This is a genomic window from Aliiruegeria lutimaris, from assembly GCF_900099935.1.
Taxonomy (GTDB): Bacteria; Pseudomonadota; Alphaproteobacteria; order Rhodobacterales; family Rhodobacteraceae; genus Tropicimonas; species Tropicimonas lutimaris.
Window position 1 is genome coordinate 1 of the sequence record NZ_FNEK01000094.1, and the last position, 16,417, is coordinate 16,417.

General features: G+C 59.3%; 17 protein-coding genes and 1 pseudogene. 8 read left to right on the forward strand and 10 right to left on the reverse strand.

Annotation, left to right across the window (positions count from 1 at the left end; translation table 11 throughout):
* From BLR85_RS25055 to BLR85_RS25085, 7 genes are all read right to left on the reverse strand, one after another.
* Window positions 1-595: SDR family NAD(P)-dependent oxidoreductase (locus BLR85_RS25055; RefSeq protein ID WP_093163901.1), on the reverse strand; the 595-nt coding region annotated here is incomplete at its 3' end.
* A gap of 229 nt (window positions 596-824) precedes the next feature.
* Window positions 825-2,198, reverse strand: coding sequence for an FAD-dependent oxidoreductase (locus tag BLR85_RS25060; protein WP_093163903.1), 1,374 nt, complete (start codon window positions 2,196-2,198; stop codon window positions 825-827).
* Window positions 2,179-3,045, reverse strand: coding sequence for an isocitrate lyase/PEP mutase family protein (locus tag BLR85_RS25065; RefSeq protein WP_093163906.1), 867 nt, complete (start codon window positions 3,043-3,045; stop codon window positions 2,179-2,181). The genes BLR85_RS25060 and BLR85_RS25065 overlap by 20 nt, the downstream gene beginning before the upstream one ends.
* Window positions 3,042-3,662 (reverse strand): cysteine hydrolase family protein, encoded by a 621-nt coding sequence (locus BLR85_RS25070; RefSeq protein WP_093163909.1) that lies wholly within the window; start codon window positions 3,660-3,662, stop codon window positions 3,042-3,044. Before BLR85_RS25070 ends, BLR85_RS25065 begins: the two co-directional genes overlap by 4 nt.
* Entirely contained in the window at window positions 3,663-5,711 is a 2,049-nt protein-coding gene (locus tag BLR85_RS25075; protein ID WP_093163912.1) for a hydantoinase/oxoprolinase family protein, read from the reverse strand.
* An 8-nt stretch (window positions 5,712-5,719) separates the two neighbouring features.
* The gene (locus BLR85_RS25080) at window positions 5,720-7,414 is read right to left on the reverse strand and encodes a hydantoinase B/oxoprolinase family protein (protein WP_093163915.1); all 1,695 of its coding nucleotides are present in this window, start codon (window positions 7,412-7,414) and stop codon (window positions 5,720-5,722) included.
* Window positions 7,411-7,977: a tautomerase family protein gene (locus BLR85_RS25085; RefSeq protein WP_093163935.1), complete on the reverse strand. Its 567-nt coding sequence runs from the start codon at window positions 7,975-7,977 to the stop codon at window positions 7,411-7,413. Before BLR85_RS25085 ends, BLR85_RS25080 begins: the two co-directional genes overlap by 4 nt.
* A gap of 147 nt (window positions 7,978-8,124) precedes the next feature.
* Here BLR85_RS25085 and BLR85_RS25090 point away from each other — a divergent pair, with 147 nt between their 5' ends.
* The 6 genes from BLR85_RS25090 to BLR85_RS25115 all read left to right on the forward strand — a co-directional run bounded on the left by BLR85_RS25090 (window position 8,125) and on the right by BLR85_RS25115 (window position 13,924).
* The gene (locus tag BLR85_RS25090) at window positions 8,125-8,928 is read left to right on the forward strand and encodes a GntR family transcriptional regulator (RefSeq protein WP_093163917.1); all 804 of its coding nucleotides are present in this window, start codon (window positions 8,125-8,127) and stop codon (window positions 8,926-8,928) included.
* On the forward strand, window positions 8,925-10,331 hold the full coding sequence (leuC, locus tag BLR85_RS25095; RefSeq protein WP_093163919.1) for a 3-isopropylmalate dehydratase large subunit: 1,407 nt from the start codon (window positions 8,925-8,927) through the stop codon (window positions 10,329-10,331). The genes BLR85_RS25090 and leuC overlap by 4 nt, the downstream gene beginning before the upstream one ends.
* Window positions 10,331-10,942 (forward strand): 3-isopropylmalate dehydratase small subunit, encoded by a 612-nt coding sequence (leuD, locus tag BLR85_RS25100; protein ID WP_093163921.1) that lies wholly within the window; start codon window positions 10,331-10,333, stop codon window positions 10,940-10,942. Before leuC ends, leuD begins: the two co-directional genes overlap by 1 nt.
* A gap of 99 nt (window positions 10,943-11,041) precedes the next feature.
* Window positions 11,042-12,055: a TRAP transporter substrate-binding protein DctP gene (gene dctP, locus BLR85_RS25105; RefSeq protein WP_093163924.1), complete on the forward strand. Its 1,014-nt coding sequence runs from the start codon at window positions 11,042-11,044 to the stop codon at window positions 12,053-12,055.
* A 61-nt stretch (window positions 12,056-12,116) separates the two neighbouring features.
* Complete coding sequence (locus tag BLR85_RS25110; RefSeq protein ID WP_244520869.1) at window positions 12,117-12,617, forward strand: TRAP transporter small permease; 501 nt, start codon at window positions 12,117-12,119, stop codon at window positions 12,615-12,617.
* Entirely contained in the window at window positions 12,617-13,924 is a 1,308-nt protein-coding gene (locus BLR85_RS25115) for a TRAP transporter large permease (protein ID WP_093163927.1), read from the forward strand. Before BLR85_RS25110 ends, BLR85_RS25115 begins: the two co-directional genes overlap by 1 nt.
* A 174-nt stretch (window positions 13,925-14,098) precedes the next feature.
* On the opposite strand, the gene BLR85_RS30620 is transcribed toward BLR85_RS25115, so the two are convergent.
* Together BLR85_RS30620 and BLR85_RS30625 are read right to left on the reverse strand one after the other, a co-directional pair.
* Window positions 14,099-14,413, reverse strand: coding sequence for a TspO/MBR family protein (locus tag BLR85_RS30620; RefSeq protein WP_093163929.1), 315 nt, complete (start codon window positions 14,411-14,413; stop codon window positions 14,099-14,101).
* Window positions 14,414-14,465: 52 nt separating this feature from the next.
* Window positions 14,466-14,639 (reverse strand): annotated as a pseudogene (locus tag BLR85_RS30625) (IS481 family transposase); the annotation flags it as partial.
* Between BLR85_RS30625 and BLR85_RS25125 the strand changes: the two are divergent.
* Window positions 14,586-15,050, forward strand: a complete 465-nt coding sequence (locus BLR85_RS25125) for an HAD family hydrolase (RefSeq protein ID WP_093163931.1) — start codon at window positions 14,586-14,588, stop codon at window positions 15,048-15,050. The pseudogene BLR85_RS30625 and the gene BLR85_RS25125 overlap by 54 nt on opposite strands.
* A gap of 304 nt (window positions 15,051-15,354) precedes the next feature.
* Here the strand turns inward: BLR85_RS25125 and BLR85_RS25130 are convergent, their stop codons facing one another.
* Window positions 15,355-16,203, reverse strand: coding sequence for a GTPase family protein (locus tag BLR85_RS25130; RefSeq protein ID WP_093163933.1), 849 nt, complete (start codon window positions 16,201-16,203; stop codon window positions 15,355-15,357).
* Between BLR85_RS25130 and BLR85_RS25135 the strand changes: the two genes are divergently transcribed.
* Window positions 16,182-16,417: transposase (locus tag BLR85_RS25135; protein WP_139188387.1), on the forward strand; the 236-nt coding region annotated here is incomplete at its 3' end. The two genes, BLR85_RS25130 and BLR85_RS25135, sit on opposite strands and share 22 nt — an antisense overlap.

Sequence of the window (16,417 nt, forward strand, 5' to 3'; positions counted from 1 at the left end):
CACAGGCTTTCGAAAGTCCATATGCCGAACCGTCGCCCAGGCCCCGAGTTGCAAACGCCTCAGCATTGCCAGCAATTGCGATGCACTCTTCCATCAGGGCATCGATTTCGTCCCAGGTCACGGCCGGGTCTGTGAAAAACGCCTGCCGATCCTGGCTGCAGGTAGCCACGAAGTTCGGGCCGGCCGCGGAAGTAATATTCACGATGCGCCCACCGTCGGAAAGAAGCGGAATGAAGGCATCGCAGACCCGTTTGATACCTCGGGTGTTAACGTTGAGGACGCTGCGAAGATCGTCCGCTCCGAGGCCGATACCTGCATTGTTGACGATGCCGTAGAGCTTTTCGCTACCGCATGTGTCCCGCACCTGGAGCACCGCCCCGCCTACGGATTCGTCACTCGACACGTCGATTTCCACGATCTGGATACGGCTGGCTCGATCAGCGCTCTCTCGTGAGAGGCTCTCTGCGGCAGCGCCACCGCGCTCGAGATCGCGGGATCCGAGGAACACAAACGTATCGTCCGCTTCCTCCAGGATCCGCTCTGCGATGGCATATCCGATGCCCTTGTTCGCACCGGTAACCAGGATTCTTCTCATATCGTCCCCCCGTTTTGCGTATCAAGCCAAGTTGCCTCTATGGCGCTGGATACACCGTCTCCGAACCGGACCAGTGTGAGGCGAGCAGGACTGCCGCCTGAACATGGGTGTCGTAATGCTACCAGCTAATTTGGCGTCGGCAGTAAAAAAACTCCTCCCGGTTGCCACTCGGTCGCCACGACAACGACCGCTCTGCCGGTGGCAGCGGCCCGCTTGCCATCCGTGGACTCTAAAGATTTCGTCCTGCCAACCGGCCCAACACGACTGCACTCAGCAAGCCGTTTCCCGAAAGGTATCCGCTATCGCCCTTACCTGAAACGCCACAAGCTGCGCCACCTCCGGCGAACAGGTTGGGAAAAGCCGTGCCGCCCCGTTTGAGTACACGGGCAGCGGAGTCGACCCGAAGCCCACCTTGTGTATGAAACAGGGCGCCGGTAACACGCACGCCCATGTAGGGTGGTGTCAGTGGGCGATGGTCGAACGTCCTGCCGAAACCGTCTGTGGCTCCGGTGGGAATGGCCCGAATGGTTTCTGTCAGAACAACAGCGGGCAGTCCCAAGGCATCGCCGAGGGTTTCGACCGTGTCCGCAGTCTGGATGGCTCCCGACGCTTCGGCGCGTTTGAAATCGTCGAACTGCCGTGCGATTGCTGCAATGCGGTTGTCAAAAATGGCAAAGGCTTCTCCTCCCGGCTGCGCGAGCACTGCGCGGGCGGCTTCGGAATAGCCCTGTGCTTCGTTCCAGAAACGTTCGCCGTAGCGGTTCACCTGCACGCCACCTTCGGTGATCACAGCCCAGGTGATCAGGATTCCATGTGGGTGAGCGACATTGCCGTGGCCCTGGAACGCGCCGAGGTTCCGAATGTCGGCGCCAAGCGCCTCGCCCCAGGACACCGCCTCACCTCGGTTGCCGTCATGGCCGAACCAGAGGGCGTCTTCTATCTGTGGCATATGTTTGGCCACGAGGTCGCGGCTGCCGCCGAAGCCGTTGCAGGCAAGGATCAGGCGCTCGCAAGCGATGGTTTCAACCTCCCCATCGGGCCGGGTAACGGCGATACCACTGATGATGTCACCTTCAAGAAAGAGCGTCGTAGCCCTCCTGTTGCAGATTATATCCAGGCCTTCGCGCTCGCAGGTGGAGCGCAATGCATCGATCAACTCGGTGCCGGACCGTGTTGGTAATCCGTGCATCCGTCTTCGTGAATGACCAGGATAGTCGAAGTCGGTCACGACGGAAAAGGGCAGGCCATGGCGCTCCGTCAGCCAATCGATGACTTCGGCCGCGTTCTTCGCCAACAAGTCGACCTGTGCCTGCTCGTTCTCGTGACGCGCCTTGTCCTGGATGTCCTGTGCGAAGAGTTCCGCGCTGTCCTCTATCCCGGCGGCCTTCTGGATCTTCGTGCCAGCAGCGGGGATCAGACCTGCGGAAAGCGCTGTGGAGCCGCTGGGCGCCGGGTCGGCCTCTACTACCAGGACGTCCTGCCCACATTCGGAGGCGGACAATGCCGCGACCATGCCACATGCGCCCGCACCGATGATGAGCGTGCCGGTCTCGAGGTCAAACTCGGCCGGAGGTCGAGCAGTGTCAACTTTGCCTGTTGTCATACCGCGCTCCGGCTTCGAGCATCTCGGCCGTTCCGATCACATCGTTCAGCCCGCCAAAGTCGAACATGCTCTCTGCAAAGGGTTTGTTGGAGCCGTTGGCGGCAAGATTTTGGTAATAGGCCTGCGCAGTCTTCGCCAGGGCCCGCACGATCCCGCCAGGGAAGATGACGATCGAGAAGCCCTTTGCCTCCAGATCGTCCGCGCCAAGACTTGGCGTCGTGCCGCCTTCGACCATATTTGCCAGAAGCGGAACCCGGGGCGCGAACTGACTTGCGATGGCCGTCAGCTGCTCTCGGGTCTGCGGCGCTTCGATAAACAGGACATCCGCTCCGGCCTCAAGATAGATCTCCGCACGGTCCGTAGCCGCATCGAAGCCTTCTACAGCGATGGCATCGGTGCGCGCGATTATCAACGTGTCCTCGCTGCAGCGAGCGTCGGCCATGGCGGCGATCTTGCCGGCCATCTCCCGCTCTGGGATGAGCGACTTGTCGGAAAGGTGCCCGCAGCGTTTTGGGTAGGTCTGATCCTCGACCTGCAATGCCGAAGCTCCAGCGCGCTCGTACAGCCGCATGGTTCGCTGGGCGTTGAGGGCATTGCCGAAGCCGGTATCCGCGTCAATGACGACGGGCAAGGCTGTCCGATCAGCGATAAGGGTCATGGTGTCGGCCATCTCGGACGCCGTGGTCAGACCGATGTCCGGGCGTCCCAGGCGCGTGTAGGCAACAGCGGCCCCGCTCAGATAGAGCGCCTCAAAACCGGCCTTCTCGGCCAGTGAGGCCGTCAGACCATCATAGACGCCTGGAGCGACGAGAATTTCCTTTCTTGAAAGCCGGTGCCGGAGGCTCATGACGTACCCTCCAGCCAGCTCATTACTTCGGCACATGTTCGTTGGTGTGTGACCGTGCCCAGAGACAGGATCGTTGCGTCATGCACTTCCTGTTTGAACGCTGCGCAGCCATCGGTCAGCATCACGGTTTCGATGTTTCGTAGATGTGCGTCTCTTAGCGTAGAGGCAACCCCACCATTTGTGACGATGCCCCCGACGATCAGGTTCTCGATCTTCAGAGCGCGCATCAGGTACTCAAGCCGGGTCTGGTAGAAGGCGGAGTATGCGACCTTCTCGATCACGAAATCACAAGGATGCAACGCATCAACCAACGTGTGGCCGAAACTCCCGGGAGCAAAGTCGCCCCGGGTCAGGAACGGACGGAGCTTCTTCAAGTGCGGTGCGATCAGAGGCTCGCCACTACGGTCCGGAACCAAGGTGAATTGGGCCGAGAAATAATGGCCTCCGGCGGCTTGCAGCCCCCGTGCCAGTGGGGCGATACGATCGGGCAGCGCCGCGATGGCTTCTGCCGATTGACCAGCGCGGCCATAGGCGCCGTCGGGATGGATGAAGTCATTCTGGAGATCGATTGTCAGCAAGGCGGTATTGACTGGATCCCAAGAGCCTGGATCGCTCATTCATTCCTCCTCCAGTGGTTCGATGATCGTGTTGCCGAAAGGATCCACACGTCCCTGCAACTCCGGCTCGATCAAGACGGTCGTGTCCGGTTGAGACAGGATAGCAGGGCCTTTGATGACTGTGCCTACGGGCAGGGACAGGCGATCATAGATAGCCGTTTCGTGCCACGCGTTCCCGAAATGCACCTGTCTCAGTGCAACGGGTTCTACCGGGCCATTTGTGGTTGGAGCCAGCGCAGACAAGTCAAACTTCGGCCGTTTACCTGTTACGGCGCTGCGAAGGTTGAGGATGCGACGCACTCCATTTTTGAGAAGCCGGCCATAGGTGGCGTGATATGTCCTATCAAAGGCCTCTTCGATTTCAACCCGGTTGGGCGCCATGACCTTGCCGCCAGTGACAGAGGCTTTAAGTGGTACGGGGACAGTATGGGTCTGCCCGACATAGGCCATGTCGAGTTCGAAGGTTATCTCGCGTGCCTCGAAAGTCGTGCGTGCAGCGTCCAGAAGGGCCATCCCCTGATCCACATGATCCTGCATGAACGCGGAGAGAGCGGGTTCGTCGAGCTGCGCGACCAGCGAATTTATTGTTTGCACGAAGTCCTGCCGCATATCTGCAATCACGCAGCCCATCGCCGAAGTCACACCGGGGTAGCGGGGAACGATGGCGCGGGCGATGCCGACCTCGGCCAGCATGGCGCCGGCATGAAGCGCGCCTCCGCCTCCGAAGGGCATAAAGGCGAAGCGCTTGGGGTCAAAGCCACGCTCGATGCTAACGAGGCGGATCGCGCCGGCCATGCGAGAATTCGCCACGCGCAGGATCGCCTCGGCTGCGTCGAGGGTGGAAAGGCACAAAGGTTCGCCCACATGGTTGTCAATTGCCCTGGCTGCGGCCACGACGTCCAGTCGCTCCAGCTTGCCACCAATAGGGTTGTCAGGATCGATACGGCCAAGCACGACATTCGCGTCGGTCACCGTCGGGCGGTCATTGCCAAGGCCGTAGGCCACCGGGCCGGGATCCGATCCAGCGCTCTCCGGGCCAATGTTCAGCAGGCCACCCTTGTCAACCCAGGCAATGGAGCCGCCGCCCGCTCCAATTGTGGTGATTTCGATCATCGGGGTGCGGACCACCATACCAAAGTCGATGGAGGTTTGAGGCGACAGCATCGTATGACCTTCGGCGATCAGCGCCACGTCAAAGCTGGTTCCGCCCATGTCGCCGGTGATAATGTTGTCGAAACCCGCACACTTCGCGATGTAACCGGCCGCAATCACCCCGGCCGCTGGACCGGACAGAGCAGTGCGCACGGGGAGACGACAGGCGGTGCCGACGGCCATGACACCGCCATTGGACTGCACGATCATGAACTCGCCATCGAACCCGCCGGAGTTCAAGGCACCTTTTAGGCGATTAAGGTAACCGGAGATTTCGGGTTGCAAGTAAGCGTTCAGAGCAGCGGTTGAGAACCGCTCGAACTCCCGAATTTCAGGCAGGATTTCCGACGAGGCCGAGACATGCGAGTTCGGCCAGACGTCCCGAACGGCGGCGACAGCAGCTGCCTCGTTCTGGGGATTGGCATAGGAATTGGCAAAGAGGATCGCGACAGCCTCACATCCCCGCTCCAATAACTGCGCTGCAGCAGTTTGGACGGCTGTCAGGTCGACCGGCGTACGGATCGTGCCGTCTGCAAGCGTGCGTTCCGGCACTTCCAATCGGTCGCGTCGATCCACCACCGGTTCAAAGTCTCCTCTCAGGCCCCAGGTCCGGGGGCGGTCGCGACGGCGCATTTCCAGCACATCACGCAAGCCTTCGGTGCAGATCACGCCGGTTCTAGCGCCCTTGCGTTCAAGCAGAGCGTTGGTGCCTGCGGTTGTGCCGTGGACGACTACGGCAATCTCGGACAGGTCCTCGACTTCTCGACCGACCCCGTCGAGAAAGCCGCCCGACTGGTCGGGTCGCGTGGTTGGAACCTTGGCGACGGTTGCAGTGCCGTCCGCTTCGTTCAGTACAAAAACATCCGTGAAGGTACCGCCCACGTCCACGCCGATCATGCGCCCGCTCACTGCGCCACCTCCCGCCAGGCTCGCCCATAGGCTTCGTCTGCCTGATCGGCACTAACCAGTCCGCGCGCGACGTCCTTGGCAACTGCCTCTGGAGTGCGTTTTTTTGGAGCGCCGTAACCACCTCCGCCCGGCGTCTCCAGCCGCACGGCTTGTCCCTGTTTCAACTTGATCCCTCGCATTTTCGACACCAATGGCGGCGTCTTCCAGCCGTCCTCCTGCTCGTATGCAAAGACGTTCTTCGCGCCATCACCGCCCTCAGCAATCCCCTTGGGCGCGAAGCGACCGCGTTCGCCGAAAAGGAACGCCTCCGCCCCGCTCTGCTCCAGCACCTCGATCTCGTAGACCGCACCGAGCCCACCTCGATGAGCACCGGTTCCGGCGCTGTCGGGGCGGAGCGCCCATTTCCGGAACATCACCGGGTAAGCCGCTTCGAGGATTTCCATCGGCGGAATAGTCGCGGTCGAGATCGGGGCATTGCCGTGGTTCAACCCGTCGCTTTCAATCGACCCGCCATGCCCGCCGCCGTAGAAGCTGAACATTACCCAAGGCTGTCCATTGGCGCGTTTCCCGGCGATGGAGAGTGCATTGATCGTGCCATAGGCATTTGCCACAACCCGGTCCGGCGCGGCTTTCGCGAAGGCAGAAAAGACCACGTCGATCATCCGCAGGATGGTCTCAGTATAGCCGCCTGTCGGTGCAGGGAATTCGGCTGATAGCAGACTGCCGTCTGGCACGATGACCTCAATGGGTCGCATGACGCCAGCGTTCGCCGGGAGCGCCGGAAAAACATGTTTGATCGCAACATAGGCCGTCGCCACGGTTGTCGGCAGCGCGATATTCACCGGGCCTGCGCATTGGGGCGAGGACCCTGAAAAGTCCAGTTTCATCCGGTCGCCGTTGATCTCCAACGCGACCTGTATGCGGAGTGGCTCGTCCGTGATCCCATCGTTGTCGAGGAAGTCCTCCGCCTCCCATCGGCCATCCGGCAGGTCGTTCAACTCCGAACGCATCAGTGCTTCTGCTCTGTGCCCAAGCGCAACAAAGGCCGCTGCGACCGTTTCAGCGCCGTAGTCGTCCAACAGTTCGTCCATCCGGCGCACGCCAAGATCGAGAGCACCCAACTGTCCGTTCAGATCGCCCATGGCAGATTGTGGCAGGCGGGTGTTGCGCAACAGAATGTCGATGATGTCCTGATTGATCTCGCCTTTGCGCGCCAGCTTTACGGGCGGCAAGACAAACGCCTCCTGAAACACCTCTGTCGCTGCGGGGTTGTAGTTTCCGGGCACCGCGCCGCCAACGTCATGCCAGTGGCCAACGGAAGCGAGATAGCAGAATAACTGGCCGTCCCGAAAGTACGGGCGCACCAACCGCATATCTGACAGATGCGTGCCACCAATATGCGCGTCGTTGAAAATATAGATGTCGCCGTCTTCAAGATCGCCGTCAGCCGCCGCTTTCTCGATCACGGCCTTAACTGCGAAGGACATCACACCGACGAAGATGGGCAACCCGGACTTGCCCTGAACCAGCGTGTCGCCAGAGGTGGCAGAGTAAAGCCCGTGACTTGCATCATGGGCTTCCGCAATGATCGGGTTGAAGGCGGCGCGGAAAAGCGTCGCGTCCATCTCATCGGCGATCTGTTCCATCCGGCCGGCCAGGACCGAGAGAGTTATCGGGTCTATGCCGCTCATGCTTGCGCCTTCGTTTCTGCAATGTCGTTCCAGACATCCTGCCGGGTGATCAGGTCGTCCACGATTTCGAACCGGTCGATGAAGCGAATGTCGCCAAACGGTGTTCCGTCCGGCCACTCACCCGACAACGTGCCTCGGCAGTAAACAATCGCGGCGTCTCCTGCGCCCTGCAGCGCGTCGAAACCTTCATAGGTTTTGGTGACAAATCGGTATCGCGGCGCGGCCCATTCGATTAGTTCCTGCAACGCGTGCATCGGCTTTGCACCGGGGAAGTTCATCACGAAACCCGGTGCCAGCCGAGCCTGCGCTTTCTCAAGCGCCCGAACGGCCATCTCGTCAAGGAAGCTGCGCACGGTCTGTTCCGGATCTGCACGGGCTGGAGCGGGTTTTCTCGGGACGCCGCCACGGTAGTAATCTTGTGCTGGTGTCTCGTGAATCAGGACAGTCACAAGATCCGGCGCGGCGGGAACAACGAATCTGACAGCACTGGTCAGCGCAACGCTAAGCCTTTGTTTTTGAATTTTATCATAGCCTTCCAACAAATGCAGCTCAACGATTGGCACACGCCCCTCCACTTTCAAATCTGTATTTTTCATAGTACAGATATAGATAGCTAGGTAATACTAATTTCCGCGCCTCAATAATACTAACGCTTGATTTTCCAGTGACCGCTTCTACGCTTCGAGGCATTCAGTGCGAGGAATCATCTATTGAACAAGGTCAGTGGAGCCAAGCTGCCGGACGGAGCGAAGGCGCAGCGCGTCTACCTTTCCCTGCGCGACCAGATCACCGCGGGACACCTTGCTTCAGGAGAAACTCTGCCCGGCGAACAGCGTTTGGCCGAGCAATTCGGCGTATCGCGCGTAACCGTGCGCCGCGCGCTGGATGCCCTCTCTCGGGACGGACTGATAAACCGGCAGGCGGGCAGCGGCACGCGCGTCTGCGGACAGTCGGCCCAGGGTACGCTCGCGGCAATGGATTTCAATACGCTGCTGCCGCACCTTGTCGAAATGGGACAAAGCACCACCGCACGACTGTTGTCCTTTTCCTACGCCAGGGCGCCGGAAACGGTTGCCGCCGCGATGGGCCTGCGGAGCGAAGAGAAGGTGCAAATCGCCACTCGTGTGCGCCTGACAGACGATGTGCCGTTTTCGCACCTCACGACGTATGTTCCTGCCGAGATCGCACAGAACTATTCGGAAAACGATCTGGCCACGACACCGCTTTTCAAACTTCTTGAGCGCGGTGGAGTGCAGATCGAGGAAGCGCATCAGACCGTCTCGGCAACCCTCGCCGCGCCCGATGTGGCAGAGGCATTGGACATTGCGGTAGGGTCTGCGCTGTTGTCCCTGAAACGGGTCGTTCGAGATGTGGAGGGGAATGGGGTCGAATACCTTTCGGGCCTCTACCGTCCCGACATGTTCCGCCTTGAAATGCCGTTGACACGCGTCGGAACGGGAAGCGCGCGGCACTGGGAGCCTTCGATAGGGCGGCGCGAGGAAGCGAGCAAATGAACGCCCCGCGAACCATGCTCGACAAGCTCTGGACCTCGCACGAGATCTTACAACGCGAGGATGGCGTGTCGCTTCTTTGGGTGGATCGGCACTTGGTCCACGAGGGGTCGCACCATGCCTTTGCAAAGTTGCAAGAGCGCGGTCTGCTCGTGGCCGAGCCCGATCTGACATTCGCGGTCATGGATCACTATGCTCCGACGCGAGATCGCGGGCGGGTTTCCGACCCAAAAATCGTCCGGATGATCGAGACCTTGCGCGCCAATGCGGCGCGGAACGATCTGCGGATTTTCGATCTGGACGATCCGGCACAGGGAATCGTGCATGTCGTTGGGCCGGAACTCGGCCTGACATTGCCGGGACTGCTGATCAATTGCGGAGACAGCCACACCTCCACTCATGGAGCCTTCGGTGCGCTGGCCTTCGGAATTGGAGCAACCGAAGTCGCACATGTGCTGGCAACTCAGACCATCTGGCAACGAAAGCCAAAGGCAATGCGGATTACCGTTGAAGGTAGGCTGGGCCACGGCGTCACGGCAAAGGACATTGCGCTAAACTGGATCGCCCGGTTGGGAACGGGCGGAGCACAGGGTCACGCTGTGGAGTACGCGGGCAGCACAATCAGAGAACTGTCCATGGAAGGCCGGATGACGCTGTGCAATCTTTCCATCGAGGGCGGAGCGCGGTTCGGCATGGTGGCACCGGACGAGGTGACATTTACGTATTTGCATGGCCGCGCGCACTCTCCGAAAGGCGTGACCTGGGAGAAATCGATCGAGGACTGGCGGGAACTGGCGACCGATGAAGGTGCCGGTTTTGATCGTGAGGTAACGTTTGATGCCGCCGACATTGCGCCAACTGTCACTTGGGGCACAAGCCCGGAGCAGGCCTTGCCAGTGACGGAACTCATACCTGATCCGTGTCAAGCAGACCCTGCCAAGGCAAACGCCGTTCGTGATGCGCTGGAATACATGGGCTTGACGGCGGGCCGGCCACTGGATGGAACACCGGTGGATCAGGTCTTCATCGGTTCATGCACCAACGGTCGTATAGAGGATTTGCGAGAAGCAGCTGCCGTCCTGGCCGGGCGCCGGGCAAAGGTGCCGGGTCTGGTTGCCCCCGGCTCGGCTCAGGTCAAGGTGCAAGCAGAATCCGAAGGGTTGGACCGGATTTTCGTCGAGGCCGGTCTGGAATGGACTGCGTCTGGATGTTCGATGTGCGTCGGCATGAACGGCGACATTGTTGGAGAGGGCAAACGTTGTGCTTCGTCCACCAATCGCAACTTTCGTGGCCGCCAGGGGCGCGGGGCACGAACGCATTTGATGTCTCCGGCGATGGTTGCTGCGGCTGCAGTGACCGGGACGATCACGGATGTTCGGCCTTTCCTCAAGGGCATAGCGACGTGATGGAAGGGTGGACAACACATACGGGCCGCGCACTGGCGCTGGCGATCGACAATATCGACACCGATCAATTGATCCCGGCCCGGTTCATGTCGATTCCACGAAGCGAAGGCTACGGCCCCTATCTGCTGCACGACATGCGGCGCGACATCAACGAACAGCTGTTGCCTGACTTCCCGTTGAACCGTCATGACGGCTTCAGCATCCTGGTCGCCGGTCGAAATTTCGGCAGCGGATCGTCACGGGAGGCAGCAGTCTACGCACTGATCGATGCGGGGGTGCGCGTCGTCGTTGCCCCCAGCTTTGGCGACATCTTCTCGAACAATGCCGTTAACAACGGGTTGCTTCCGGCAAGGGTTAGCGCAGAGGTGGCGGGAAAGCTCTCTAATACTCTGGGCGACGGCACCGCGGAGATGTCGATCGATCTCACAAACGGCATGCTTACCCTCGATGACATCGCCGAGGCGTTCGAGTTGGACGAAAGCTGGCGGGTGAAACTCATCAACGGCTGGGACGACATCGACCTGACGCGGCGGCACATTCCGAAGATCACGAAGTTCAAGGGAAACCGAAGTCAAACCGCTCCATGGGCTTGGCCAGCGGCGGCGGATTGAATCGCGCCGCAAGGGGGCGGCACATCTTGGCCGATAGGGTCAGAACAAAACGGGGGGCGAAGACAGGATAGTGCCCCTGAAAACAGTGGAGGATGATAAATGAAACTGATCAAAATTGCTGGGCTTCTTGCCGGCGCCGTAGTGGTCGTTGGAGCCGCAAAAGCAGAAGAGAGTATCTCGGCTGTTCACGCTTTCCCGGAAACCCTTATCTACACAAAGAGCTTTCTGAGTTTCGTCGATAAGGTGAACGAAGCCGGCAAAGGAGTCATACAGATCGACGTACGCGGCGGCCCGGAAGCCATCGGCATGTTCCAGCAGCCGGACGCCGTGCGCGACGGGATTGTCGATATGGTCTACACCCCTGGTTCCTTCTATGGCGGCGCCTTGCCGGAAAAGGATGCGATGGTCGCCTCGAACCTTACGGCCGTTGAAACACGCGCCAATGGCGGAATCGAACTGATCGACCAGATCCATCAGGAAAAGATGGGTCTCAAATATCTCGGCTGGTTCGACAGCGGTGTCTGCTACAACCTCTGGACGCGCAACGAACCGACTTTCGATGCCAATGGCAACCTGGAGGTCGAAGGCCTGAAGCTGCGCGGCAACAACGTCTACAACGCCTTCTTCACGAACTACCTCGGCGCACAGGTAATCGATCTGCCAACGGGAGAGGTCTACTCGGCCCTGCAACGCGGCGTGGTGGACGCTACCGGTTGGACCCAGATTGGTCTGATCGATCTGAAATGGAACGAGTTCCTGAACTACCGGATAGAGCCCTGCTTCTTCTCGACCGACCTCGGCGTAATCGTGAACCTGGAACGTTGGAACTCGCTCTCTGACGAGGCGCGTAAAATACTCCAGGATGTTGCTATCCAACACGAGAAAGACAGTGTCGAAGCTCTGCGTGGCAAGCGCGATGAGGACTTCGCAGCCTTGGAGGCGGCAGGGATGAAAGTTGTAAGCCTCGAAGGGGAAGCCAAGGCAAACTATCTCGCTGCGGCGCGTGAAAAGACGTGGGAGCGGATGAAGACCCTGATGGCGGAACAACCGGGCGGCACTGACAACTATGACCGCCTGATCGAGTTGTTCTACGATCTGGACGCCGCGAAGTAAAACCTCACAGCGGGCCTGCGCGATTGAGCGGGTCCGCTTATTTCGGGGCAAGGCAGACAGAATGTTCAAAAAGACCTACGACACGTTGCTTTATGGCATGGCCATTCTGGCCGGACTATTACTTGTCTGGCTGATGGTGTCTGTAATCACCTCTGTCCTGATGAGGAACGCGGGACTGCAACCCTTCGCCTGGCTCTTCACCTCTGCCGAATATGGGCTTCTTTACATGACTATGCTGGGAGCGCCGTGGCTGGTGCGGGAGAAAGGCCACGTGCACATTGAACTCGTTACTGCTGCGCTCCCCGCAACCCTGCGCACGATCGTTAGCCGCGGGGTCGCTGCCGCCTGCGTACTGGTCTGTTTGATCCTTGCGTGGAAAGGCTTCGACCTGGTCCTGACGAATATCGAGCGCGGAGACTATGACACCCGCGCCTATTACTTTCCGCGTTGGATGCTGACAATCGCCTTCCCGCTGTCGTTTGGAATGATGGCGATCGAGTTCTCACGCTTTGTATTTGGAACTGACCTGATGCACAGCGGCGAAGCAGGGATCCACGAGTGATGGATTGGTACGAGGCCCTGGCCCTGCTGCTTGGTTCGATAATTTTTCTGATGGCCGTCGGGATGCCGGTTGCCCTGGCCTTCTTGGCCGCCAATATCGTTGGTGCCTGGGTGTTCATGGGCGGAGAGCGCGGCGTCACGCAGCTTCTCAACAACGGAATGGGTGCCCTCACAAAATACGCGCTCATGCCGATCCCTCTCTTCCTGTTGATGGGAGAAATCTTCTTTCACACGGGCCTTGGCGGGCGCATGTTCAACGCGATCGACAAGTTGCTGGGTCGTCTGCCGGGGCGATTGAGCTACGTGACCGTTCTGGGCGGCACAGCGTTCTCGACCCTGTCGGGGTCCTCCATGGGCTCCACTGCGCTGCTGGGCTCACTGATGGTGCCCGAGATGAAACGACGAGGCTACAAATCCCATATGAGCATCGGCCCCATCCTTGGCACTGGCGGTCTGGCAATCATCATCCCGCCATCGGCGCTGGCGGTCCTGCTGGCAACACTGGCACAGATCGACGTGGCCGCGCTGCTGATTGCCGGTGTCGTCCCCGGCCTGATCCTTGCCGCGTTCTACATCGGAACGATCTGGCTTCAGACTCGGCTCGACCCGAACGCAGCGCCCGCCTATGACGTCGAGCCGATGTCCCTGGCATTTCGCTTCAAACTCCTGATGACCGAGGTCGTCCCGATGGTCGGCGTCATGGTGGCAATCATCGTCCTGATGATCCAGGGTTTCGTCACCCCGTCAGAAGCCGCGGCCTTTGGCGCCCTCGGCGTTCTCGTGCTCGCAGCACTCTTCCGCTGCCTGACATGGACCGCCGCGAAGAAATCCGTGATCGGCGCCCTCAAGGTTACGCTGATGGCCTACTTGATCGTCTTCGGTTCGGCCACTTTCAGCCAATTGCTGGCTTTCTCCGGAGCGTCCCGCGGCTTGGTGAACTGGGCCATAGCATTCGAACTGGCTCCATTGGCAATGCTGTTGGTAATGTTCGCTGTACTGCTGCTCCTCGGCATGTTCATGGAACAGATCTCGATCATGCTGTTAACCGTACCGATCTTTTTCCCTCTGGCTCAAAGCCTCGGGTTTGACCCGATCTGGTTCGGTCTAATCATGCTTCTTTCTCTGGAGATCAGTTTCACGACTCCACCATTCGGGCTGCTCTTGTTTGTTATGAAAGGGGTCGCGCCAATGGGTACGACGATGCGAGAGATCTATACCTCTGCGTTCCCGTTCATCCTTTGCTCTCTATTGCTGGTAGCCTTGTTGATTGGATTTCCCGAATTGGCTTTGTGGTTGCCTTCGATGTAACAAACCGCTTGTCGTAAAAATCGTTTTTGCAACCACCGCGGTCCAACACGAATGCCAACCCGGCGACGTGAGACATCCATCAAAAGTGTCCGAACGTCCCAGATCCACCGATTCCAACAGGGAACTCTGGCAAATGTGTCGGACCTCAATTGCTCCGGGCGCATTTTTTGGAACTCAACTCGCTGAATTTGCAGATACCCGACCCGGATTCAGCTGGAGGATCGAGTAATTCAGGCAAGCAGCGACTGACACCCATGCGACGTACGGCACCGACATGACGCCAGCCAAGGTATCGATCTGAAAGAAAGCAAGTGTTGTCGCAATAACGGAAGCCCACAACAGAGCAATAATCACCAACCCGGTTCGCATTCGATGCGGACCGAAAAAGATCGGTGTCCAAAGGGTGTTAAGTGCGATCTGGAGCGCCCAAAGTGCCAACGCGATCCCGCTTCCTTCAGCCACTGCTACGCGCGCAGCGGCCCAGGACATCTAAAGGTAAAGTTATGTCCACATTACCGAGAACATCCAGGACGGTGGCGTCCAGGCGATGCTCGATCCCATTGGCTTCGCAGATCATGTCGAACCGCATCGGCCGTGAGAGGATCGTGTTCCGGTTTCGCGGTTGCTCGGCGAACTGGATCCCGTTGTCGGTGAGTATCGTATGAATGCGATAGGGAACGGCCTCGAGAAGCAACTCCAGGAACTCCCAGGCGGTTTACCGATCCGTTTCCTGACCAACTCCACCCGGCGACCGAAGCGGGACATCCTGACGAAACTCCAGGCGCTCGGCTTCGACGTCGACGGCGACGAGGTCCTGACGCCGGCAGCGGCTGCCTGTGCATGGCTTGAGGCGAATGGATATGTGTCCCACCTACTGGTGCACCCCGATCTGGAGGAAGACTTCGCCGCGTGCAGAACGGTCGGTCCGGTGGCCGTAGTTGTTGGGGATGCAGGTCTCTACTTCACTTACGAGCGATTGAATGAGGCCTTCCGGGAGATCGAGTCGGGTGCACCGTTGCCGGACGAGGCCAAGTCCCAACTTGCGCTGGTTCTGAACTTCCTGAGGACGGCGCCAGGAGCAATTGATGCACGGGCGAAGGAAGTCGAAGAAGCTCTGCAAGAGTAGAGCTGTTACGGCACCAAGGGATGACGGTCCACTAACGTTGCGAACGCCCTGCACTTTTTGCAGGGCGTTCGTGCGAGATCTGGGGATTTCACTCGCGTGCCTGATGAGCTCAGGTTAGATCCTAGCATAAAGTCGACAATAAAACGTAGATTACTGAAAACGACGACGCTTGCCGCAGGAGCGTCACGCACCAACTGTTCTCTTGGAGCCGTCCTAAAGACGCGTCCAACTAGTACGACGTTCTCGACGGTGGCGCTGAAAACAACGGAACTGTCAGAGGTCCGCCTGAAGGCCCTTGCATCCATCAGTGGCTGGAAGGCCCAGATCCACTGTCTCCACTCACTCCTCTCTTGGCGATCCTCGCTCCAGCCTTCACGACTTCCCAGGCTCCACTTCCCGAGCGCTTGAGGTTTGTAGCAACACCAGCTGTTCGTGCTTCCCGCCTCGCTCGATTTCTTTGGGTCTTCAGACCATCGGCATAGAGCCCGATCAAGGCTCGGCGTATGGACGCAATGTTCCAGGGGGTCGCGCCAGTCGAGGCCGGGATAGGTCTCTGGATCTCCAGTTCCTTTGCGGCAGCGTTGCAGGCGTCTTCGAACCTGTCCCGCACTTCGGGGGGTAGCGCGTGTTCAGCGTATGGCCAGATCGGGGCAAGCTTATCCATAAATGTGAGTACGAACAGAACGGGCGGTTGGAGGCGCTCCGGTTCGTTCTCGAAATGTTCATTGAACAGTTTCAGTGAGGCCCTGTCGATCTCCCGGCTCGGCCTGTTCGCTTTCAGAACCCAGACGGCGATATCGGCGTCTGCCGCTTCTTCCGCCACCCGCTTCGCAACCTTGATGCTGCCATCCAGGCCGGGCGTGTCGAGAATCCTGAAGCTCGCATCGTCAACGGCGACCTCGTGGATCGTTGGCGCATCTGTCGTCGGTAGAACATCAACCTCGGCAATGTCCTGGCCAGTCAGCTCATTGATCAGGCTCGACTTGCCCGAACTGATCTGACCCACGAATGCGACCCTGAGCGCGCTATCGGGGCGAGTCAGACGGCTGTCTGACGTCAGCACCCGACGGAGAGATTTAGGGGTTTGAGCAACGGAGGGTTCTGGTTCATCGAAGCTGATAAGGAGCGAAGATGAACAAGAAACCCGGAACATCGAAGGATTCCGCTGACAGGCTGGTCAGGGGGATCAAGCGGAAGACTCGCAAGCATTACTCATCGGAAGAGAAGATCCGCATCGTGCTGGCTGGTCTTCGTGGCGAGGAAAGTATCGCCGCGCTTTGCCGCCGTGAGGGGATCGCCGAGAGCCTGTACTACGCCTGGTCGAAGGAATTTCTTGAAGCCGGGAAGCGGCGGCTGGCTGGCGATAC